Below are 20059 nucleotides of genomic sequence, written 5' to 3'. Positions count from 1 at the left end.
GGTGCCGCACCCACCCCTCCTTGTACAGTCGTGATCACACGCCTGGCGCGCTGCCGGCGTCACGCATATTGCCTTCTGCCCTAGGGAGATCCGCCGAGATGAGCGAGCAGAGAGTCCATGTGGATGTGGATGACCACGGTGTTGCCACGGTGACGATGACTCGCGCCGACAAACACAACGCACTCGACGCCGCGATGTTCGATGCACTCGTCGACGCTGCCGCAACCCTCTCGACCGACCGCCGGGTGCGCGCAGTCGTCTTACATGGCGAGGGCAAGAGCTTCTGCTCCGGGCTCGACATCACCGGCCTCGCGAAGGATGACGGCAGCGGCCCTCGGGACCTGCTCACCCGCGAGAACGGTCACGTGGCGAACCATGCCCAGCGGGTCCCGCACGATTGGTCCCGCGTTCGCGCCCCTGTCATCGCCGCGATCACCGGCAATTGCTTCGGCGGTGGCTTGCAGATCGCGCTCGGTGCCGACATCCGTTACGCGACGCCGGATGCCCGTCTGTCGATCATGGAGGTCAAGTGGGGTCTCGTGCCCGACATGGGCATCACCCAGACCCTCCCGCGCCTCGTCGGCATCGACGTGGCGAAGGAGTTGACCTTCACCGGACGCATCCTCTCCGGTTCGGAAGCCCACGACATCGGTCTGGTCACTCGTGTCTCCGACGACCCGCTCGCCACGGCTGTCGAGCTCGCTCGGGAGATCGCCGCAAAGTCACCGCACGCCGTGCAGGCGGCCAAACGACTCTATGACGAGACCTGGACCAGTTCCGATCCCGCGTCGGCGTTGTTGTTGGAAAGTGAGCTGCAGGTGGGTCTGATGGGATCGGCGAATCAGATCGAGGCCGTCACGGCCGGAATGGCCAAGCGCGCGCCCGCTTTTGCCGATCCGGACTAACGTCCAGCCCGCAGGATGCGGCTCGCGAGAATCGCGCCCGGAGGATCCCCGTCGAACTCCGGTTCGTCCAAGTACCTGTCGATCAACTCCGCAGCGCTGTGGTCGACGATGTCGGTGAATCCGAGATCACTCAGCCGCGCGGCGATGTCGTCGGGCGTGAAGTAGCTGAACCATGGTTCTCCGGCCGCCGCCAGACGATCCGCTCGTTCCCGGAGTCGTGCGCGTTCCACCTCGTTGGCGGGCGGCTGCAGGTAGTCGAAGATCACCTCGGTCGGCGAGGCCTGGGTCGCGATGTACTCGAGGGTGGCACCGACGGCGTCCGGAGTCAGATAGAACACGACCCCCAGCCACACGAATACCGCCGGGTCCTCGCGTGTGAACCCCGATGACCGCAATCGGTTTGCCAGCACGTCTGTTTCGAAGTCGACCGGTACGAACGTCACCGTGTCGGGGATCTCGATTCCCGCCTCGACCAGACGCCGACGTTTCCATGCCTGCGTCGCAGGATGATCGACCTCGAAGACCTGCATGCCGCGGTGCGGATTGCGATAGGCGAAGGTGTCCAGTCCGGCACCGAGGACCACCACCTGCCGCACCCCGGCAGAAGCGGCGGATGCCACGCGATCTTCGGCGAATCGGGAGCGGGCGGCAAAGAACAGCCGGCGCGGGCGATACGTGACGCCACTACCGGGGCGGTCCTCGGTGGGTTCGGAGTCCATCGACAGGTCCTCGGCGGTGACACCGATCAGCCGAGCAGCCAACGGGTCGTTCAGGATGGGCGGCCGGTCGGCGATCTGATGGTAGGCCCGCGCATAGGCTGTCGCCTGTGCCGTCCGGCTCGGCTCCTCGGCATCCATGTCCGCGACCATACCGTGACCGCCGCAACGGCTCCCGAGGCCGCCGACCGATGTGGTCGTGGGGGACCGTCGATCGCCACGGGCCGCCGCCGTCACGCTTGGTCGGCTGTGGGAGCCGCGAGTTGCCAGTTGACTCCGAACTTGTCGTGAAACCACCGACGGACCGAAACCGTAGTCGCCGCGTTCCCCCGTACCGATGAGTTCGGCATCCACCGGCCGTCTGCCTCAGCGGATATGTCAACAGACAGGAGCCGACTCATGCCTCGACCATTCAGATTCGGGGTCGTCGCCCCGCGCACCACCGACCCGACGACGTGGCGAGATCGTGTCAGTCAGATCGCCGACGACGGCTACTCGACACTGCTGGTTCCCGATTTTCCACTCACCCAACCGGCGCCCGGTCCGATGCTGGCCACCGCGGCAGCACAGGCCGACCTACGGGTGGGCAGTTGGGTCTACGCTGCTCCGTTCCGCCCGGCGTGGCTGACGGCGTGGGAAGCGCATTCACTGTCGTTGCTCACCGACGGCCGTTTCGAAATGGGTATCGGTACCGGCCGCCCAGGAATCGAAGACGAACTCCGAGACAAGGGCATGCCCGCCGTGCCACCGCCGCGCGAGAGGTTGACACAAGTGCGGGAAACCGTTGTGGCGCTGCGAGATTTCGATGGGCCGGATCGTCACACCCCGGTCGCGATGGCCGTCTCGGGGCCGCGGGCGCGGGCCCTCGCGGCCGACGTTGCGGATATCGTCACTTTTCCGCTGGACGGCAAGACCCGCACCGACGTCGAACGTCTGACTCGCGATTTCCGGACTGGCCGCGACGTCGAACTCGCGCTCGCCGTGCCGGTCATCGGCGACCACGTCGCCGCGTACATGGCATCGCCCGACACCAACCCCGCCGCCCTCCGAGCCGCCGACTCCGTGGCCGTGCTCCCAGACGATGTGGAGGCCGCCGCCGAGGAGATACAGCGGCGGCGCGTCGAGCTGGGCTTCTCCTACTTTGTCTTCGGCGCCGACCACGCAAAGAGATTCGCGCCCGTTGTCGCTGCTCTGGCCGGCAACTGACGGGGGGTACCGGCATTGTTCGGCCGGGGCAACGGCCCCGGCCGAACAGTACCCACCTCCCCGGGGCCAGTGGCGCGACGACGGATTCGGTCGGGGGGGAACCGTCGCACCGTCGCCGAATCCTGCTGTGCAGGGCCTGTTCCGCACCCCGCGAGCACCAAGCACGACACGGACACAGCCGTGCTCAGCGATGCCCCCTTCATCAATTCGACCATCAAGCTCTTTCTGTTCAGACACGCACGGCGAGGTGCGCGTCGGCATGGAGGTCGCCCACGGTCCACCGCGGGTTCTCCGGGTAATGACCGAGCGCGACTTCCATTGCCACATTGCGCCCGAGTCCTGCCAGTGGTCACTGATCATGCGAGTCGACCGTGGCGGCCTACGGGTCGATGGTGCGCGCTCTGCCGTCGGTGACTCGTTCTCGGGAGGTGTCTTTGAGTGCCACGCCCGACCGTCCGAGTCTGTGGGCACCCGCGACGAGTTCAGCGGCGACTGCGGCGGCTGCCTCGTAGCCCAGTCCATCGGGTGGGTGGATGTTGGAGACGCAGTTTCGGTCGGCATCTGTGCATCCTTCGCGAGGCCGATGGGTCAGATAGATGCCGAGGCTGTTCGCGACTGACAATCCTGGACGCTCACCGATCACCACGATGACCGTTTGCGCGCCGAGTGCCGGTCCGATGTGATCTCCCAGGGCAACACGAGCCTGCGTGGCGATGACCGGTGGACCGACGGTGAAATCAGTCGCGAGCGTGTCGACAAGGGCCTTGAACAATCCGGGACCGTGGTCTGTGAGAGCTCGTGGGGAGAGCCCGTCGGCCAGCACGATGGCAATATCGGCTCCGGTCGCCGGGAGGTGTCCCACGTCAGCGGGACGCCGGCCCAGGTCCGGGCGACGGAGGTACTCGCTTCGCGAGCTGGCTTGGCTGGTGACCACGAGAGCCTGTGGCACCCCGAGGGCGCTGATCCTGGCTTCGAGATGCCCGACGTCCAGGGGTTCGTGGACGGCGTCGCGTGCTGTTGCGTGGGCAGTCTGGAACTCGAGCACACGGCGCGAGGGCAACGAGTCCCCGGCACGTCCGAGACCGATCCGCGCCTGAGTGCTGAGCCGAAGCGGCATCCACACCTCGTCGGAGGGCTCGCGCGCGTCCGTCATCGCGCGGACGTGAGTGATCGCAGCGGCGAGGCCGACACGTCGACCGGAAGGATCCTGCCGGTGCCGTCGATCATGCCGAGCCCGGCAAGCCATGACTCGAACTCCGGTGCAGGACGCAGCCCGAGAGCTCGGCGCACGTACAGAGCGTCGTGAAACGACAGGCTCTGATAACCGAGCATGACGTCGTCGGCCCCCGGCACCGCGATGACGAACGCCGCACCGGCCACACCGAGGAGGGTCAACAAGGTATCCATGTCGTCCTGATCGGCATCGGCATGGTTGGTGTAGCAGACATCCACGCCCATCGGCAGCCCGAGGATCTTCCCGCAGAAATGGTCTTCGAGTCCTGCTCGAATGATCTGTTTGCCGTCGTACAGGTATTCGGGGCCGATGAATCCGACGACCGTGTTGATCAGCAGAGGGTCGAGTTCTCGGGCAACGGCGTACGCACGGGCTTCCAGCGTCTGCTGGTCGACCGGTCTGCCACCGACACCGATGTGCGCGTTCGCCGACAGTGCCGATCCCTGCCCGGTCTCGAGGTACATGACGTTGTCACCCACAGTGCCCCGGTGCAGGGAACGGCCCGCTTCGTCGGCCTCACGCAGCATCGCGAGGTCGATGCCGAAACTGTTGTTGGCCTGCTCGGTACCTGCCACGGACTGGAATACGAGGTCGACGGGTACGCCCCTGTCGATCAGGTCAATCGTGGTCGTTACATGCGACAGCACACATGACTGCACGGGAATCCGAAATCGCTGTCGGATGTCGTCGAGCAGATACAACAACTCGGCCGCCGCGTGCGGCGAGTCCGTTGCCGGATTGATTCCGATCACGGCGTCGCCGCAGCCCATCAGCAGACCGTCGAGGATGGCCGCCGCGATACCGCGCGGGTCGTCAGTGGGGTGATTGGGTTGTAGCCGCGTCGCGATCCGCCCCGGTAGACCGACCGTTGTGCGGAACGCTGCGGTCACCCGCGTCGCGGACGCCACGAGAACGAGGTCCTGGTTGCGCATGATCTTCGAGGCCGCCGCGACCATCTCAGGGGTCAGCGCCGGAGCGACGGCCGCGATCCTGCTCGCGCTGTCGTCGCGAGTAGCGGCGTCGAGGAGCCAATCACGCAGACCGCCGACCGTGAGATGCGAGAGTGTCCGAAATGCATCACGATCATGAGTGTCGATGATCAGCCGGGTGACTTCGTCGGCCTCGTACGCGACGAGCTGCTCCTCGAGGAATGTGGACAACGGCACGTCCGCCAGTTGCCAAGCGGCAGCTGCACGTTCGGCATCGGAGTGGGCGGCACATCCGGCGAGCTCGTCGCCGGATCGCCGGGGGGACGCCTTCCCCATCAGGTCCACCAGCCCGTGAAACGTATATGAGGTACCGGCAATTGTCTGCTTGAACTCCACAGGCTCCTCCACGGCGTCGACCACGCGGGCCGACCGCGCCCAGAGGTCTGCCCGCCCCGATGACGGCTACACAGCGAAGTACAGCATGAAACCGGCACCGGCGCTGGCCGCACACTCCACGGAGCTGTTTGCCTCCCGCCCCATTCGGCCTCGCATTCGGCGATGATCGATCAGCGGACAGGGATGCACACGATCGTGATACATACGGTCATCGGCGCGTCCGGGATCGGGAAGATCGGGACGACAGGCACCGGAAGGAGTGGCACCGGTAGCAATGGCGCGGGCACAACCGGCACCGGAACATCGGGTATTCGAATGGTTGTGTCTGCGTTGCTCGATGTGACGGCGGCGGGCGCCGCGGGCGTTGCCGACGCTGTCGGCGCCAACGCCACCGTCACCGTCGCCACTCCGATGGCCGTGCCGACTGCGATCTTTCGGATGTTGATACTCACGGCTGCTCTTCCTCTCGAGATCCACCCGTTGTCCTCGAGATCGCGACCCGGGGCATCAAACAACCGAATGTCTTGACATCCAACAGAATCAACAGATCCCGATTGATTGTCACGCGGAGATCACTCAGTCCATGCACTCCGCGCGTCTTCGCCACCTTCCATACCGGGGCCGACGCTGGTGAGCTCTGATTCTCCCATAACCTGATCAGCAGATCGAGAGAATTCTCGAACCGATGCACCCGTGTACTCTCATCGAACGTCAATCACTCGTCGCGAATCGTGAAAGTTAGATTGCCAAACGAAATTCGCAGGGCCCCAACCTACTACGTCTCATCGATCCTCGCGGACGAGTCATCCGGCAAGTATCTCGAGACCGGAGTCACTCACGGGCAACACCAGTCATGTCGTGCAATCGCAGCCCTACGTGCAACTCAGTTCGCAGTCGACCGTCGATGAGGTCTCCGTCCAGTGCCGAACGAACCCTCCCGAGCCGGTAGTACAGCGTCGATCGATGAATGTTCAGCGCCAGGGCGGTGCGTTGTGCATCACCGCCACAGTCCAGGTATGCCCGTAATGTCAACATGATCTCGGGTGAAAGATTCGCTGCCAGAAGCTGTCTCACCGACCTCGGGAGATCTTCGCCGGTCAACTCTTCTACGGGCAGAAGCGCCAGTATCCCGTCGATCCCCATCTCATCCCAGGCAGTCGCGCGGCCGTGATCCGCGGGCGCCAACCAGTTCGCTCTCAGCGCCCGACGAGCCCGTACAAGTGAGTGATGGACGTCCTCGAGCCGGTTGACCACCGGCCCGATCCCGGCGCGCACGTCTCCTGAGTCCGGGTCGGCCAGGATTCGCTCCAGTCGACCGGGCACAACCGGGCGCGGAAAGATCAGCACACCGGTGCCGTCGTCGAATGTGGAGCCGACGACCGATGCAGTCGATGACCGCGCGACGAAGTCGAGCGTCCGCCACACAGCCATCTGGGAACCGTCCGGCGAATGTCCTGGACGGGGATCGCCGCCGACCGCGACGGAGGCGTAGTGCGTCGCCGACCCGACATGGCGCTCCGCGATAAGGGCTTCGGCCGCCGCACGCCGTTGCACGGGGTCGGTTCCGGTGACCCGAAGTAATAGTTCGCGGACCCGGGATCGATCGTGCTCCTCATAGAGGAGGCGCAGCGACAGCAGGACTCCGATCTCGGCAGCACCACGCAGCAGAGCGGAGAGTTCGTCGTCGGCGACGGATGCGTCGTCGACGACGGTCAGCAGATAGCCCACCGGCCGCCGATGATCGGTCAGCATGATCAGCAGACACCGCCCGATCTGAGGAATCTCCACGATCGTGTGCTCCTGCGCGGTGAACGACGGCGCCGACCAGCCACCCGAATGCGCAAGCAGCAGCGACAGTCGGCGACGATCCGCCTCGCTTTCGTGAATGGAGTAGGCGACCACCGCCATGGCCCAGTCCACGACCACCAGCCTCCGCCGGGAGGTCTCCGACAGATCCTGCAGCGCGTCATCCAATCCAGCAGCCCTGGGCATCGAGGTCACCTCCGCTTGGACAGTCTGTCGGAATCGATGGAACCATTGTTGCCCATTTGTCCAGAGATCTGGACCAGCGTGCCTGCCTAGGCTCAGAACCACCGAGCCAGAAGGAGCCAACTCATGTCCAAACGCATCGCGATCGTCGGCGCAGGTATCGGTGGCCTGACCCTGGCCATCGACCTCCAGCGCAAGGGCATGGACGTTGCGATCTACGAGCAGACCTCCGTCCTCAAGGAGGTGGGCGCGGCCGTTGCACTCTCGGCCAACGCCACCCGCTTCTACGAGGGACGCTTCGGGCTCACCGGACAGCTGGGGGAGAAGGCGGCCGAGGTCGACGGGCTTATCTTCCGCGACGGACGCACCGGTGAGCAGATCGCCCGACTGTCATCGCGCGAAGATTATCGCCGCCGCTACGGTGCGCCCTACATCGGGATTCATCGCGCAGATCTGCAGGCCATCCTGTTCGATGCACTCGACGCCGGGAGCCTGCACCTGAGCAAGCGACTGACCGACATCGACGACAGCGGCGCGGCGGCGCGGTTGATGTTCGAGGACGGCGACGAGGCCGAAGCGGATCTGGTGATCGGTGCAGACGGTGCGCGATCCCTGGTCCGACGACTCCTGCTGGGATACGACGACGCGCGGTACTCGGGGTGCAGCGCAGCCCGCGGGATCGTCGCGCCCGAACTCATGCCCTCGTTACCGGATCCGGAGACCATCCAGTTCTGGATGGGACCGGGCGGTCATCTGCTCCACTACCCGATCGGCAACGGGGATCAGAACTTCTTTCTCGTCAAACGGGAGTCCTTGCCGTGGGCGGAGAAGACATGGGTCGCGCCGGTGGAGGACAAGCGGCATGTCGAGCCGTTCGCAGAGTGGGCACCGGCGGTTGTCGAGATGGTGTCGGCCGTGCCGGTTCGCGAGCAGTGGGCGCTGTTCTACCGTCCCCCGCTCACCCACTGGTCACAGGGCAGGGTCACGCTGCTGGGGGATGCCGCACATGCGACCGTGCCACACCACGGCCAGGGCGCCAACCAATCGATCGAAGACGCAATCGTCCTGTCCGACTTGCTCTCCGAGTCCTCCGACTGGGATTGGGCGCGCACCGCATACGAGCAACGCCGTCGCTTCCGGACGCGCAAGGTCACCGACGCCGCCGTCACGGTCGGCGAGATGCTCCATCTGCCCGACAGCCCGATGGCGCGGGAACGAAACAGGCGCCTCGCCGCACCGGAAGCCTTTGACCGACACCTGGATTGGATTCACTCGTTCCGCGCCGATTCGCAGCTCCCGGATCAACCAACGGTCGGAGCCTAGACATTGCGCTGACGTGCCGGCGTATCGCGCTTGCGCTGTTGGGCATTGAACCGCGCCTTCTTCTCGCGATTTCCGCACGTGCTCATGTCGCACCACCGGCGCGAGCGACTGCGACTGGTGTCGAAGAAGGCGGCCCGGCAGGTCGGCGATGCACACAACGCCAACCGTCCGTCGCGTGTGCCCGAAAGGATGCCGATCGCGTCGGCGGCGATCACGCCCAGCGCATCTTCGACGGCGGTGTCACTGCGCAGCCGCCAACGCAGGTCACCGTCGGCCGTCAACTCGGCCGTTGCGCGGCCTCGAGCGCTGCGATCGTTGATGACCTCGACGGCCGACGACGGTAAGGCACCACCGACTGCGACTGCCGTCGCGGTGGCGTGTATCGATTCCCGAAGTTGCCATGCGAGTTCGAGTTGCGCCTGGGTGCAGGTCTCTACGGTGAGCCCATAGATGTCCAGCCAGTCGACGAGCCGAGCAGGGGTGGGTATGCGTTCCACCGGCGTGCCGCATCGCTCGCTGAGGGTCCCGGTGAAGCTGGTTGCGAGCACGGCACCGAGCCGGAAATCAGGGAACAACGCGGTCATGGGAACCAACATAGCCGGTTGCGCGATGACCGATCGGACTGCTAGAACCGTCATAGCCGGTTCTAATCGAGCGGAAACATCCGACCGCGAGGAGCATCCATGTCTCGGTCAGGCAGCGACGTGCGAGCGTTCGAGTCCCACGCGACCGACGCCGAACTCGACGATCTACGCGGGCGATTGGTCGCGGCCCGGCTACCCGAGGCCGAGACTGTCGCCCCCACGGCCGTCGGTTCGCGCCGATGGGATCAGGGGGTTCCGCTCACCGACCTCGTCGAGGTGGTGGAGTACTGGCGCACCCAGTACGACTGGCGGTCGCTCGAGGCACGCCTCGACCGCATCGGCCAGTTCCACACGACGATCGACGGCCTGGGAGTTCACTTCTTACACAAGCGGTCCCGTCGCTCGGATGCAACCCCCCCTGATCCTGACGCATGGCTGGCCGGGCAGCATCGTGGAGTTCGTGGACGTAGTGGATGAATTGGCGAACCCAGCAGATGAGAACACACCGGCGTTCCATGTCGTGGCGCCGTCGTTGCCCGGCTTCGGCTACAGCGACAAGCCCGCCGCCACCGGTTGGGGAACCGAAAAGATCGCCGCCGCATGGACAGAGCTGATGACCAGGCTCGGCTACCGCCAGTTCTTGGCTCATGGGGGCGATTGGGGCGGCAACATCACCACGGTGCTGGCCGGACGATTTCCCGATCACGTCCTCGGCATCCACACATTGTTCGCCGAGGCTCCGCCGGGCCTGAGCACGAACGGCCTGACCGAGTCCGAGCGCCGCTGGACTGAGGAGACCCACCATTTCTGGCGACACCGCGCGGCCTATGCGAAACAGCAGGCCACGCGCCCACAGACCATCGGGTACTCGCTCGTCGACTCGCCCGTCGGACTCCTCGCCTGGATCCTCGACAAGTTCGCCGACTGGACCGATTCCGAGGACAGTCCGTTCGAGCGGATCTCTCTGGATACGGTCCTCGACGACGTCACCTTGTACTGGCTGACGAGAACAGGTGCCTCGGCAGCACGCATCTACCACGAGAGCCACAACTCCCTCGACCCTGAACTCCGGGTCGACGTGCCGACCGCCATCACCATGTATCCCCGCGACATCGAGAAGACCCCGCGCCCGTGGGCGGCGCAGCGGTACCGACAGATCGTGCGATGGAACGTCCCCGACGCCGGCGGACATTTTCCGTCACTGGAGGTTCCCGGCTACTTCGTCCGAGACCTACGGGAGGGTCTGGCAGCGATTCTCGCCACGTAACGATCGCGCACCGACTTGGACAATTGACCAAGTCAATTGAGCAACGCTCAACTATCCTCAGATCGACTGTGCAACAACGCCATCTGTCGACAATCCAATCGAGCGCTCGGTTAAGTTGTTCAAGAACGCTATTCGCGATTAGCGACACCAAAACTGTTGATTTTCTTCACCTTTCACAATCATCGTGTTGTACTCTCCATCGCGGAATGCGCATCCCGCGAAACCATGGCCGGTCATTGGCCGGCATCGACATCGATCATCAGTGGGGGAGTACAACCATGAGTCAATCTGTCGTGTCCCGCCGGGCGTGGGGCCGACGGCTGGTAGGGGGAGCCGTCGCCATCGCCGCAACCGCGTCGGTTGCGTTGGGAACCACGTCGCCGGCTTCTGCCGTCACCGCGCAGCAACTCGACACCACGATCAAGTCAGGGCTCGAGCGTCACGTCGCCGACGATGTCATCCTCAGCGGGTCGAGCACGTGGAAGGTGCCTACGGGTGGCGGCAAGGAGGAGGACGACTTCTGGAAGGCGTTCGGGAACGGTCTGTCCGATCCGGATGTCGCTCCACCCGGGGCCAATGACTGGACCTGTCGGCCGTCCGAAGGGAAGGACCCCGTGGTCCTGGTGCACGGCACCTGGGAGAACGCGTACAACAACTGGGCGTTTCTGGCACCGAACCTGAAGCGTGCCGGGTACTGCGTCTATGCCTTGAACTACGGGATCCTCGGTCTCGGCCGAGGTGGTGGCCTCGGCACCGTCCTCCCCGGCGCCTACGCGACCGGCGACATTGCAGAGTCGGCCGAGCAACTTGCCACATTCGTCGACCGCGTGCGGTCGTCGACCGGCTCCTCGAAGGTCGACATGGTGGGTCACTCGCAGGGTGGATTGATGGCACGTCAATATCTGAAGTTCGACGGCGGAGCCGCCAAGGTCGACCACCTGGTCACCCTGGGTGCGACCAACCACGGCACCACACTGGTCGGGATCGGAGCGCTGGGTCGCAGTATCAACAATCTGGGTATCGATGTCCTCGGGCCCATCGCCTTGGGTGTCGGGGTCTCAGGCATCCAGCAGGTCTACGATTCGGACTTCCTGAAAAAGCTCAACGCTGACGGGGACACCGTGCCCGGCGTGCACTACACCGTGATCGGGTCCAGGTACGACGAGGTCACCACGCCCTACGACTCGACATTCCTCAAGGGCTCGAATGTCGAGAACATCACCCTGCAGGACGGGTGCGCGGCCGACATGTCCGACCATCTGGCCCTGAGCTATTCGAAACGAGCCGTGGCCCTGATCCTCGACGCGTTGGGAGCTGATGTACCCGTGGTCTGCGCGCCCAACGGTTGGTTGGTCGGCTGACCACCGGTCCGGCGAGTCTCACCGGCTCGCCGGACCGCCCACGGTCTCACGTCGGTCAGGGTCCGACTGGGTAGTGGCTGGTGATGGCGACCCGATTCCACGCGTTCATGACCGTCGCGAGCCAGCACACGGCAGAGATCTGTTCGTCGGAGAGACTGCCGTCGTCCCAGGTGCGACGTTCGGGGACAGACAGTTCGGTGACCTGTTCGGCCAGGGAGAGCGCAGCACGCTCGGGCGCGCTGAAATACTGCGATTCCCACCATGCGGCCACGACGGCGAGGCGGTCGGTGCTCTCGCCCTTGGCCAGTGCGTCACGCGTGTGCATTCGCAGACAAAAGGCGCATCCGTTGAGCTGGGAGACCCGGATCTTCACTAGATCGGAGACGAGGGGGTCGAGACCACACTCGTCGAATGCCGTGTCGGCTGCTGCGTTCAGCGCTGTCAGCGCCTGGTAGGCAGCTGGGTGCTGTTTACCGAGATTCACTGTGCTCAATGTTTCCTCCGGATGTGGTGAGCGTTGGAGCAGTCGTCGTGTTCACCGCACCACCAGATCGTGGGTCGTCGCGCTGAGAGTGATCGCCGCGATCGACTCACCGCGCATCCAGGTGGTGACGAAACGGTCGAGTGCGGGATTGCCCCCGCGACCCACGAACGCTTTCTTCGGTATCTCGATGGCGCCGACCAGGTGCCGCGGCGTCGAGGTCAAACCGGGGAGTGACGGTGTCATCCGCATGCCATCGGCGGTGTGCAACAGAACCGGGATGTGGGCGCCGCCAGGGCCGACAACCACGGCATCACGGGTCGTGACGGCGGGGTCGAAATTGTCGACGAGGAGCCGGTAACCCGAGGGCCCGGCATGGAGTCCCACCTGGTCGAGGAGTCGTGGATCGACGATGCTGTACGGCAGGCCGACGTCGATCAGTGTCTGGCCGTCGACAAGGGCATCTCGCGAGGGGAGTGACGCGGTCAGGTTCCAGGGTTTCGGCGGCGCAAGCGTATCCGCCGATCGATCGCTTGCCGAGTTGGCAATCGGTCGTCCTCGCATGGGCGAACCCGTCGGTGTGAACGACCAGGAGGGAGCATGAATCTCTTTGTGCCAGAATCCGGTATGTCCCCCGGATCTTCCTTCGACCCGTAGTTCGCGGTTCTCGGCGCCGGGTCCCAGCGATATCACCGTGATCGATGAGGAAATCTCGCCCGGGACCTTGGGTTGATGGGTCCACCCCGGTGCGGGCAGTTGAACCGCGGCGGTCGATCGGTCCACGACCTCCGAGATGAGGTCAGGCGCGCTGGGTTTGCCCGTCTGTGGCTCCCAGCTGTAGCGGAAGAACACCGAATCGGAACCGGACGAGTCGAAATCGAAAGTCCTCGTGTACATGTCGCCGTAGCGGTTCATCACGAACGTCGTCGACCCGGCAGCCGAGAGCGCCACCGATCGGAACCGCCCGCCCAGCGGGCTCCCGATCTCGTAGCTGTTGTCGTTGGGCAGCCATGGATCGGCATACGTGATCCGGCTTCCGTCGCCGGTGAGCGATGGGATCATCGTCATCTTGGCACTGCCACTCGGGTGCAGGCGGCCCGCGATGTCGGCGTACACCCGGTTGTTGGTCGGCGATGTCACGCTCAGCGCCCATCCGCCGGTACGGGCGTCGGGCAATGTGCGGCCAGCCCCCAACCACAAGAGCGATCCCCACGCAGACGTCCAATTCCACAGCACCGGAGACAAAGTGACGTTGTCCATCGTGTAGATCCATCCGCCGCGGTCGACACCGACGAGTTCGTCGTCATCGAGCGAGATGGCGGTGATCTGGCCACGCAAGCACGACGGCAGGGGCACGACACGCCATCCGCCGGTGGAGTGACGGGGCCTGGTGAGCAACTGCCGGTCCACGAGTGCGAACTCCCAGAACCGGTTGAACTGTGTCCGCTCCGTACGCAGGTCCACTCGAGGTGGCGCGTGGGTTCCCCGGTACGACGGGAATGCAGCCAGCCCGGTGCGGTTTCCGGTCGACGGCGGCCCCGGCGGTACTTGCGCGGTCCCGAACGGGACGCAGCCCGCCGGTCCTGCGTCGGCCGGTGCGATCGTCGTCGTCGCCACCGTGGCGAAGGTCGCGGCCGAGAGGACGGCGACGGCACATCGCCACGCGCGACGGGATCGATTGTCGGGCATGAACAGAACTATGCCACCTAGAACCACTCCGGACGGCCGGTTGTCGGATCACTCGTCTCGGCCGCGAACCCTGCGCGGATCAGCCGCGACCGTGACCGTCTCGGCGATCGCCGCCGCACCCTTCTCGATGATGTTGTGGTGGGAGGTGCCGTCGGTCACGACGACGTCGAGACCCGCCACCTCGTGTCGGGCACGACCCTCGCACGTCCGGTTGTTCTGGCTGCGGTCGGCCTCGGCCATCACGAGTGTCACCGCGTCGGCCGTCAGCGAGCGGAACTCGCCGGTGTGCGGTCGCCTGGGTCGGACGATCCCCGGCCACCGATGCTGCGACCCCCGATGCATAGACGTCGACCGAGACGGGCAGGTCACCTCGTGTCTCCCAATCGATCAGCCGACGCGCACCGGACTCCGTTCGTCGCACGAGAACCGGCATCGCGCGAAGGACGTAGGGGACCGACATGGACGAGAAGCACATCGACGGAGACACCAGCGAGAGACGACGAACGCGACCGGGGCGCGCGAGTGCATAGCTTGCAGCTATCCATCCGCCGTACGAGTGCCCCACCAGATCGAGCGCCGTCACGTCGAGTGCCTCGAGCACGTCATCCAACCAGTCGTGCAGTTCGTCCGCCGAGGTCAACCGCCGACCTCGGTACGCGCTGCGTCCTGCGTCGCCGACGATGTCGACCGCGATCACGGTCCGACCGGGTAACTCGTGCGCCACGCGCCACCAGGAAGCACCCGTCGCGCCCCCGCCGGGTATCAGCACCACGGGTACGCCGTGGTCGCCCCTCACCAGCACGTGAGTGCTCGCCCGGGCGCCGTCCACCGACACCGGCTGGGTGCCCAGTGGCCACCGGTCGATCAGGCGGTTCAGTTCGACGTCGAAGTCCGACGTTCGCGACTGCGGATTTTCATTCACTCAGTGATATTATCAACAAATGAATTATCCGGACAGGGACGACTGGATCGACAACGCTCCCGACGACGCTCGCGGCCGCCTCGTGCATCTGGTTCGGCGCCTGGCGTTCGCCTATTCCGACCGAGTATCCCGCTCGGCTGCACAGTTGGGACTGCACCCGACCGACCTGCGCGCACTCGCCCTCGTCCTGGACGCGGGCCGCTCTCGCGAGCCCCTCACGGTGGGCGCTCTCGGGGCAACATTGCGGATGAATCAGCCGACCGTGACCGCGATCGTCGACCGCCTCGTGGACCACACACTCGTTGAGCGGCGACCGGTACCGGGCGACCGGCGCAAGGTCGCACTCGCGATCACCGAGAAGGGCAGACAGACCGGCTGGTCGGCTTTCGGATCACTTGTGCAGGACATGCACAGCCAGTTGTCCGACGTGCCCACGCACGATCTCGAGACTGCGGAAATCGTTCTCGGACTTGCATTGACCGCGTTCGAGGACGTTCTCTAGCGGCTTCGTCCGCTGCTGGCCCGCCAATCGGACGGACGATCACCGCGACAGCAGGGCCGGCACCACGAATGCCCGCAACTTCGCCCGCACCCGGTCGAGAGCACTGTCATCGGCGCCGAACTGACTGATGTACATGATCTCGAGTTCGGAGATCCATTCGGCGAGTAGCTTCAGGTCGAGGTCTGCGCGAATCGTCCCGGCCGCCTGTTCGTCCGCGAGGATCGGCCCCCACAACTCATGCGTGAGTTCGATGGCCCGTCCGGACTCGCTGAGCAGTTGGATCGACAAGCCCATCGACTCGGGGGAGACGAGTCGATTGACCATCGGGTCGCGATGCCCCTTGCTGATGTCGCGGCAGATGCCCTCCACGATTCGTTCCTCGACAGTCGGCCAGCGCCTGATGTACACACGGGCGCGATCCATGTTGGCCCTGGCACGTCGCACCACCGATTCGGCGATGAGTGACTCCCGATCGGCGAAGTACCGGTACACCGTTGCCCGCGACATCGATGCAGCTCTGGCGACGTCTTCCATAGTCGTCTTGGCAATGCCAAACCGCTCGAAACATTCCTCGGCCGCCAGGAGAATCGCGGCACGCGGATCCGTCCGGGGCTCGTTGTCTATGCGCGTCGCCACGCATCGATGATATCAACCCTAAAGTAATTAGATAAGACGCTAGACATTGATTGTCTCGTGTGTCACTCTCGGATGCATGGAGCGCGACGAGAAGATCAGACTCACCCGACGACTGATCGACCACGTGGACAACGACACCACCGATTACGCGGATGACCTACTGCGAGTGCCATTTTCGGTTTTCAATGATCCAGATCTGGCCGAAAGGGAACGTGCGGTCGTGCGCCGATTCCCGCACATAGTCGCGCATGTCGACGAGTTGCAGAAAGCCGGCGACTTCCTCACCACCGAACTCATCGGCACACCACTGCTCATCGTCAAGCAGAGCGACGGCAGCGTCAAAGCGTTCTCCAACGTCTGTCGTCACCGTGGCTCGAAGGTCGAGTTCGGTGAGACCGGCTGCAAGCGGGTGTTCGCCTGCCCCTACCACAACTGGTCCTACGGAAAGGACGGCGCACTGCGCGGCCTTCCACATGCGGAGGGTTTCGAAGGGATGGACCGCGGTGAGTACGGGCTGGTCGAGTTCCCATGCGAGGTCCGGCACGGGCTCGTCTGGGTCGTCCCCACTGTCGGCGCCGATCTCGACATCGAGGCGGTTCTGGGCGCCAAGCACGACGCTGAGGTCACCGATACCGGCATGGCCGACTCGTTCCAGGTACGCAAGGAGACCTGGAGGCTCGGGATGAACTGGAAGATCGCCGTCGACGGCGTCCAGGACTCGTATCACCTGTGCCAATTGCACACCAAGACCGTGTGCAACTACCTCGAGGGCAACATCACCGCGCTCGACGTCGTTGACCGGTCGTGGCGACTCGTGGTGGCACGCAAGGCGATCACCGAGGTGCGGGATGCCGATCCGGACAGCTTCGACGTCCGTGATTACTCGCTCGCGAACTACACCATCTATCCGGGCACGATGCTGGTCACGGAACCCAATCATTTCGAGATCTGGACGATCGTGCCGGACAAGGACGATCCGAACGTCTCTTACTGCACGATCCGCCTGCTCTCGCCGAAGAAGCCGGAGACCCCCCGCGAGGAGCGGATCCTGGACAAGAACTGGGAACTGTTGATGGAGACCCTGCACGCCGAGGACTGGTTCGTCACCAAGACGATCACCGACAACGCCGCGTTCGGACAGGTCGAGGAACTGATCTACGGCCGAAACGAGCTGCCCGGTCAACTGTTTCACAACATGGTCGCCAAAGACGTCGCCGAACTCGATCGCACCCGGGCGTCGGCCGAACTCGAAGGGGCCCGGTAACACGCGATGACGACCCTGCTCCGGGAATGTCCCGCCCCGGGAGTGCTCCGGTTGTCGATCAACCGTCCACAGGTCCGCAACGCGATTTCCCTCGAGCTGCAGCGTGATGTGGACGCAGCCCTGACCGACGCCTCGACCGACGAGGACATCCGTGCCGTGATCGTCGCCGGAACCGGGCCGGACGCCTTCAGCGCGGGTTACGACCTGAAGGAACTGGCCGAGATGTCTCCGGCGTCGGCCACCGAGGCGATGCTCGAGCGCGAGGAACTGCTGTGGCGGTTTCTCACGTTCGACAAGCCGATCGTCGCCGAGGTCGCCGGCGCCGCGCACGGTGCAGGCACCATCCTCGCCGTTTGTTCCGATCTGCGGGTCGGGGGTCCGGAGACCCGTTTCACGGTCACCGCGGCACGGTACGGGGGCGCGAATATGACCTGGCTTCTCGACAACCTGGTGGGCGCCGGGCAGGCCCGCGACATCCTCATGACCTCACGCACCGTGGACGGCCTCGAAGCATTGCGGATAGGACTGCTGAGTCGGTACGCACACGACGGCGACGTCGCCTCTCTGGCGCTGCGCGCGGCCACCGAACTCGCCGCGCAGCCACCAGCGGGGTTGCGCGAGATCAAGCGATTGATGCTCGACGGTCCAGGGCACGACCTGCGTACCCGGTACGACAGAGAGAACACCGTATCCCGTACGACCCTGCGACCGCGTCCGGTCACAGATCTGTTCGCAGGGTTCTTCTCCCGGCAGGGCAAGTGAAGGAGCGCAGGATGGCCGAGCCCGCGACCAGCCCGGACATCTGGAGCCCCGATTGGGTGGACCCGTTCGCCCCGACCGTCAACGCCGATGACGAGTATGCGCAGCTCGTCGATGCACTACGCGAGGTGCAAGAGGCGATCACCCGGAGCCGACCGACGCCAGGCGCGGCGGCCGACGCTGCCGTCACGCTGCGAGAAACAGCGAGACGAATGCGCGCGTTCGAGGTCGACGAAGACTCTCAGATAGCCGGAAAGCGTTGGGAGATAGCGGGTAAGGGTCATTCGCTGGCGCCCGTGCTGCACATCGACACGGTCACCGACACCTTTGCCCGTGGGACAGTGACGATCGGACGGTTCCACTCGGGCCGGTACGCGATGAACGGCGGGGTGACCCCGTTGATCTTCGACGAGCTCCTCGCCCGACTGGCGAACAGCGGCGGGCGGCCGTGGGCACGCACCGCATACCTCAATGTGAACTTCCGTGCCCCGGCGCCGTTGCACACCGAACTGACCGTGACCGGAGAGCTCACTGGCCAAGAAGGTCGAAAGCGGTTTCTGCGCGGAGCCATGCATCACGGCGACATCCTCGTAGCCGATGCCGAAGGCCTGTGGGTTGAGCTCAGACACGAACAGACACAAGATATTTCGAGAAATCTGGAAGGACGTGACCGATGAGCGGGTTCTCACTGCTGAGCGGCGTACGAGTCCTCGAGGTCGCCCAGCTCGCCCCGGCGTCACTGGGTGGACACCTCGCGGACCTCGGTGCCGAGGTGATCAAGCTCGAGTCGGGTCCGCTCGGAGACCCGGTCCGCGTGGGCGGCAGCAGAGCGATCGGTGACGCCGACGGCCCGGCGTTCATGCATCTGCGCTGGAATCGCGGCAAGAAATCGGTCGCGCTCGACCTGCGCAGCCCGGAGGGTCGGCAGGCCTTCCTCGACCTCGCCCGCTCTTGTGATGCGGTGATCGAGGGAATGCGCGGCGGATACCTGGACTGGCTCGGCATCGGTTACGAGCAACTGCTTCAGTCGAATCCGAAGATCGTGCTCTGCACCGTGTCGGGAATGGGCAATGACGGCCCTTACCGCGTGTTGGGAACCGGCGGTCCGGTTTTCGACGCGTACGCGGGCCTTCGCGAGGTGAGCACCCCGTCGCAACCACCGACCGACGGGATGGCCGGGTCCACGACCCCTCCCATCGCGATGTACGCGCTCGGGGCGTACGGCGCGATGGGCTTGCTGGCCGCCCTACATCGAGCCGCGACCACCGGGCACGGATGTCACGTCGAAGTCGCGGGCATCGACGTCGCCGCCGCATGGATGCCCGATCTCGTCGATGCAGAATTGAACAGAGATCGGTCGATACCGCGGCCGACCTGGCTACCGGATGGCCGCCTGCCGGACTGGCCGCGTCTCGAGGCGTACCGCACCAGCGACGGTGAGGCGATCCTGTTCGGCTCGCATGTGGAGAAATTCTGGCACAACTTCCTGATCGCCGTCGGCCGCGATGACCTCATCACCATCGATCTCACCAGCGTCGACGACGGGGCCGCCGAACGTGCCGATCAGGTCTGGCGGGCTTTGACGGAGATCTTCGCCCAACGCACGCGCGCGGAGTGGGTCGAACTGTTCCTCGAGCACGGCATCGCGGGCGGCCCGGTCAACAGCATCGCCGACATGCTCGACGATCCGCACTTCCGGGCGCGGGAGAACACCTACCGTGTCGATTATCCCGGGGTGGGCGAGTTGGAGTTCGTGGTCAGTCCGGTACGTGTCGCCGGCGAGAAGTTCGCGCCCGCGCTGCCGCCGGACATGGGCGCCGACACCGTCGCCGTGCTGCGCTCGGTCGCGGGCTACGACGATGACACGATCGCGACGATGACGCGGTCATGACTACG

At 64.9% G+C, this 20059-nt stretch carries 18 protein-coding genes and 1 pseudogene; 10 read left to right on the top strand and 9 right to left on the bottom strand.

What is annotated here, in order from left to right; all coding sequences use genetic code 11:
• The first annotated feature begins 98 nt into the window (after positions 1-98).
• The gene (locus tag AAFP35_RS12120; RefSeq protein WP_419221855.1) at positions 99-905 is read left to right on the top strand and encodes a crotonase/enoyl-CoA hydratase family protein; all 807 of its coding nucleotides are present in this window, start codon (positions 99-101) and stop codon (positions 903-905) included.
• Here AAFP35_RS12120 and AAFP35_RS12115 read toward each other — a convergent pair.
• Complete coding sequence (locus tag AAFP35_RS12115; RefSeq protein WP_419221854.1) at positions 902-1762, bottom strand: class I SAM-dependent methyltransferase; 861 nt, start codon at positions 1760-1762, stop codon at positions 902-904. The two genes, AAFP35_RS12120 and AAFP35_RS12115, sit on opposite strands and share 4 nt — an antisense overlap.
• 258 nt (positions 1763-2020) lie before the next feature.
• On the opposite strand from AAFP35_RS12115, the gene AAFP35_RS12110 reads away from it, so the two are divergent.
• Positions 2021-2827 carry an LLM class flavin-dependent oxidoreductase gene (locus tag AAFP35_RS12110; protein ID WP_419221852.1) on the top strand — a complete coding sequence of 269 codons (807 nt, stop codon included), beginning with the start codon at positions 2021-2023 and terminating at the stop codon, positions 2825-2827.
• 379 nt (positions 2828-3206) lie between these two features.
• Here AAFP35_RS12110 and eutC read toward each other — a convergent pair whose 3' ends face one another.
• The 3 genes from eutC to AAFP35_RS12095 form a co-directional block, all read right to left on the bottom strand.
• Positions 3207-3980, bottom strand: coding sequence for an ethanolamine ammonia-lyase subunit EutC (gene eutC, locus AAFP35_RS12105; protein ID WP_419221851.1), 774 nt, complete (start codon positions 3978-3980; stop codon positions 3207-3209).
• Positions 3977-5386 (bottom strand): ethanolamine ammonia-lyase subunit EutB, encoded by a 1410-nt coding sequence (locus AAFP35_RS12100; protein WP_419221849.1) that lies wholly within the window; start codon positions 5384-5386, stop codon positions 3977-3979. The genes eutC and AAFP35_RS12100 overlap by 4 nt, the downstream gene beginning before the upstream one ends.
• Before the next feature lie 831 nt (positions 5387-6217).
• Entirely contained in the window at positions 6218-7378 is a 1161-nt protein-coding gene (locus tag AAFP35_RS12095) for a PucR family transcriptional regulator (RefSeq protein WP_419221847.1), read from the bottom strand.
• 123 nt (positions 7379-7501) lie between these two features.
• Here AAFP35_RS12095 and AAFP35_RS12090 point away from each other — a divergent pair, with 123 nt between their 5' ends.
• A complete protein-coding gene (locus AAFP35_RS12090; RefSeq protein ID WP_419221846.1) occupies positions 7502-8698 on the top strand; it encodes an FAD-dependent monooxygenase in 1197 nt (398 codons plus the stop codon).
• On the opposite strand, the gene AAFP35_RS12085 is transcribed toward AAFP35_RS12090, so the two are convergent.
• On the bottom strand, positions 8695-9282 hold the full coding sequence (locus AAFP35_RS12085) for a CGNR zinc finger domain-containing protein (RefSeq protein ID WP_419221845.1): 588 nt from the start codon (positions 9280-9282) through the stop codon (positions 8695-8697). The two genes, AAFP35_RS12090 and AAFP35_RS12085, sit on opposite strands and share 4 nt — an antisense overlap.
• Positions 9283-9381: 99 nt before the next feature.
• Here AAFP35_RS12085 and AAFP35_RS12080 point away from each other — a divergent pair.
• Positions 9382-10549: pseudogene (locus AAFP35_RS12080) on the top strand (epoxide hydrolase family protein).
• A 278-nt stretch (positions 10550-10827) separates the two neighbouring features.
• Positions 10828-11910, top strand: a complete 1083-nt coding sequence (locus AAFP35_RS12075; RefSeq protein ID WP_419221844.1) for an esterase/lipase family protein — start codon at positions 10828-10830, stop codon at positions 11908-11910.
• 55 nt (positions 11911-11965) lie between these two features.
• Here AAFP35_RS12075 and AAFP35_RS12070 read toward each other — a convergent pair whose 3' ends face one another.
• The 3 genes from AAFP35_RS12070 to AAFP35_RS12060 all read right to left on the bottom strand — a co-directional run bounded on the left by AAFP35_RS12070 (position 11966) and on the right by AAFP35_RS12060 (position 14849).
• Positions 11966-12403 carry a carboxymuconolactone decarboxylase family protein gene (locus AAFP35_RS12070; RefSeq protein ID WP_419221843.1) on the bottom strand — a complete coding sequence of 146 codons (438 nt, stop codon included), beginning with the start codon at positions 12401-12403 and terminating at the stop codon, positions 11966-11968.
• Positions 12404-12445: 42 nt separating this feature from the next.
• Positions 12446-14080 carry a hypothetical protein gene (locus AAFP35_RS12065; protein WP_419221842.1) on the bottom strand — a complete coding sequence of 545 codons (1635 nt, stop codon included), beginning with the start codon at positions 14078-14080 and terminating at the stop codon, positions 12446-12448.
• A 79-nt stretch (positions 14081-14159) separates the two neighbouring features.
• The gene (locus AAFP35_RS12060; RefSeq protein WP_419221941.1) at positions 14160-14849 is read right to left on the bottom strand and encodes an alpha/beta fold hydrolase; all 690 of its coding nucleotides are present in this window, start codon (positions 14847-14849) and stop codon (positions 14160-14162) included.
• A 172-nt stretch (positions 14850-15021) separates the two neighbouring features.
• Between AAFP35_RS12060 and AAFP35_RS12055 the strand changes: the two genes are divergently transcribed.
• The gene (locus AAFP35_RS12055) at positions 15022-15504 is read left to right on the top strand and encodes a MarR family winged helix-turn-helix transcriptional regulator (protein ID WP_419221841.1); all 483 of its coding nucleotides are present in this window, start codon (positions 15022-15024) and stop codon (positions 15502-15504) included.
• A 39-nt stretch (positions 15505-15543) separates the two neighbouring features.
• Here the strand turns inward: AAFP35_RS12055 and AAFP35_RS12050 are convergent, their stop codons facing one another.
• Positions 15544-16140, bottom strand: a complete 597-nt coding sequence (locus AAFP35_RS12050) for a TetR/AcrR family transcriptional regulator (RefSeq protein WP_419221839.1) — start codon at positions 16138-16140, stop codon at positions 15544-15546.
• A gap of 76 nt (positions 16141-16216) precedes the next feature.
• On the opposite strand from AAFP35_RS12050, the gene AAFP35_RS12045 reads away from it, so the two are divergent.
• The 4 genes from AAFP35_RS12045 to AAFP35_RS12030 are packed head-to-tail and all read left to right on the top strand — an operon-like array spanning position 16217 to position 20054.
• Entirely contained in the window at positions 16217-17404 is a 1188-nt protein-coding gene (locus tag AAFP35_RS12045; protein ID WP_419221838.1) for an aromatic ring-hydroxylating oxygenase subunit alpha, read from the top strand.
• A 6-nt stretch (positions 17405-17410) separates the two neighbouring features.
• Positions 17411-18166, top strand: a complete 756-nt coding sequence (locus AAFP35_RS12040; protein ID WP_419221837.1) for an enoyl-CoA hydratase/isomerase family protein — start codon at positions 17411-17413, stop codon at positions 18164-18166.
• 11 nt (positions 18167-18177) lie between these two features.
• Positions 18178-18840: a PaaI family thioesterase gene (locus AAFP35_RS12035; protein ID WP_419221835.1), complete on the top strand. Its 663-nt coding sequence runs from the start codon at positions 18178-18180 to the stop codon at positions 18838-18840.
• Positions 18837-20054 (top strand): CaiB/BaiF CoA transferase family protein, encoded by a 1218-nt coding sequence (locus AAFP35_RS12030; protein WP_419221834.1) that lies wholly within the window; start codon positions 18837-18839, stop codon positions 20052-20054. The genes AAFP35_RS12035 and AAFP35_RS12030 overlap by 4 nt, the downstream gene beginning before the upstream one ends.
• Positions 20055-20059: the final 5 nt, after the last annotated feature.

This window comes from Gordonia sp. CPCC 206044, from assembly GCF_048537895.1.
Lineage (GTDB): Bacteria > Actinomycetota > Actinomycetes > Mycobacteriales > Mycobacteriaceae > Gordonia.
This window is presented reverse-complemented; position numbering and strand designations above follow the sequence as displayed.

What these genes read in the sequence shown, in the direction of transcription:
- eutC (WP_419221851.1), bottom strand. Translation starts at nt 3,980, where the DNA reads ATGACGGACGCGCGCGAGCCCTCCGACGAGGTGTGGATGCCGCTTCGG.
- AAFP35_RS12085 (WP_419221845.1), bottom strand. Translation starts at nt 9,282, where the DNA reads ATGACCGCGTTGTTCCCTGATTTCCGGCTCGGTGCCGTGCTCGCAACC.
- AAFP35_RS12120 (WP_419221855.1), top strand. Translation starts at nt 99, where the DNA reads ATGAGCGAGCAGAGAGTCCATGTGGATGTGGATGACCACGGTGTTGCC.
- AAFP35_RS12065 (WP_419221842.1), bottom strand. Translation starts at nt 14,080, where the DNA reads ATGCCCGACAATCGATCCCGTCGCGCGTGGCGATGTGCCGTCGCCGTC.
- AAFP35_RS12110 (WP_419221852.1), top strand. Translation starts at nt 2,021, where the DNA reads ATGCCTCGACCATTCAGATTCGGGGTCGTCGCCCCGCGCACCACCGAC.
- AAFP35_RS12090 (WP_419221846.1), top strand. Translation starts at nt 7,502, where the DNA reads ATGTCCAAACGCATCGCGATCGTCGGCGCAGGTATCGGTGGCCTGACC.
- AAFP35_RS12075 (WP_419221844.1), top strand. Translation starts at nt 10,828, where the DNA reads ATGAGTCAATCTGTCGTGTCCCGCCGGGCGTGGGGCCGACGGCTGGTA.
- AAFP35_RS12045 (WP_419221838.1), top strand. Translation starts at nt 16,217, where the DNA reads ATGGAGCGCGACGAGAAGATCAGACTCACCCGACGACTGATCGACCAC.
- AAFP35_RS12115 (WP_419221854.1), bottom strand. Translation starts at nt 1,762, where the DNA reads ATGGATGCCGAGGAGCCGAGCCGGACGGCACAGGCGACAGCCTATGCG.
- AAFP35_RS12040 (WP_419221837.1), top strand. Translation starts at nt 17,411, where the DNA reads ATGACGACCCTGCTCCGGGAATGTCCCGCCCCGGGAGTGCTCCGGTTG.
- AAFP35_RS12035 (WP_419221835.1), top strand. Translation starts at nt 18,178, where the DNA reads ATGGCCGAGCCCGCGACCAGCCCGGACATCTGGAGCCCCGATTGGGTG.
- AAFP35_RS12030 (WP_419221834.1), top strand. Translation starts at nt 18,837, where the DNA reads ATGAGCGGGTTCTCACTGCTGAGCGGCGTACGAGTCCTCGAGGTCGCC.
- AAFP35_RS12055 (WP_419221841.1), top strand. Translation starts at nt 15,022, where the DNA reads ATGAATTATCCGGACAGGGACGACTGGATCGACAACGCTCCCGACGAC.
- AAFP35_RS12095 (WP_419221847.1), bottom strand. Translation starts at nt 7,378, where the DNA reads ATGCCCAGGGCTGCTGGATTGGATGACGCGCTGCAGGATCTGTCGGAG.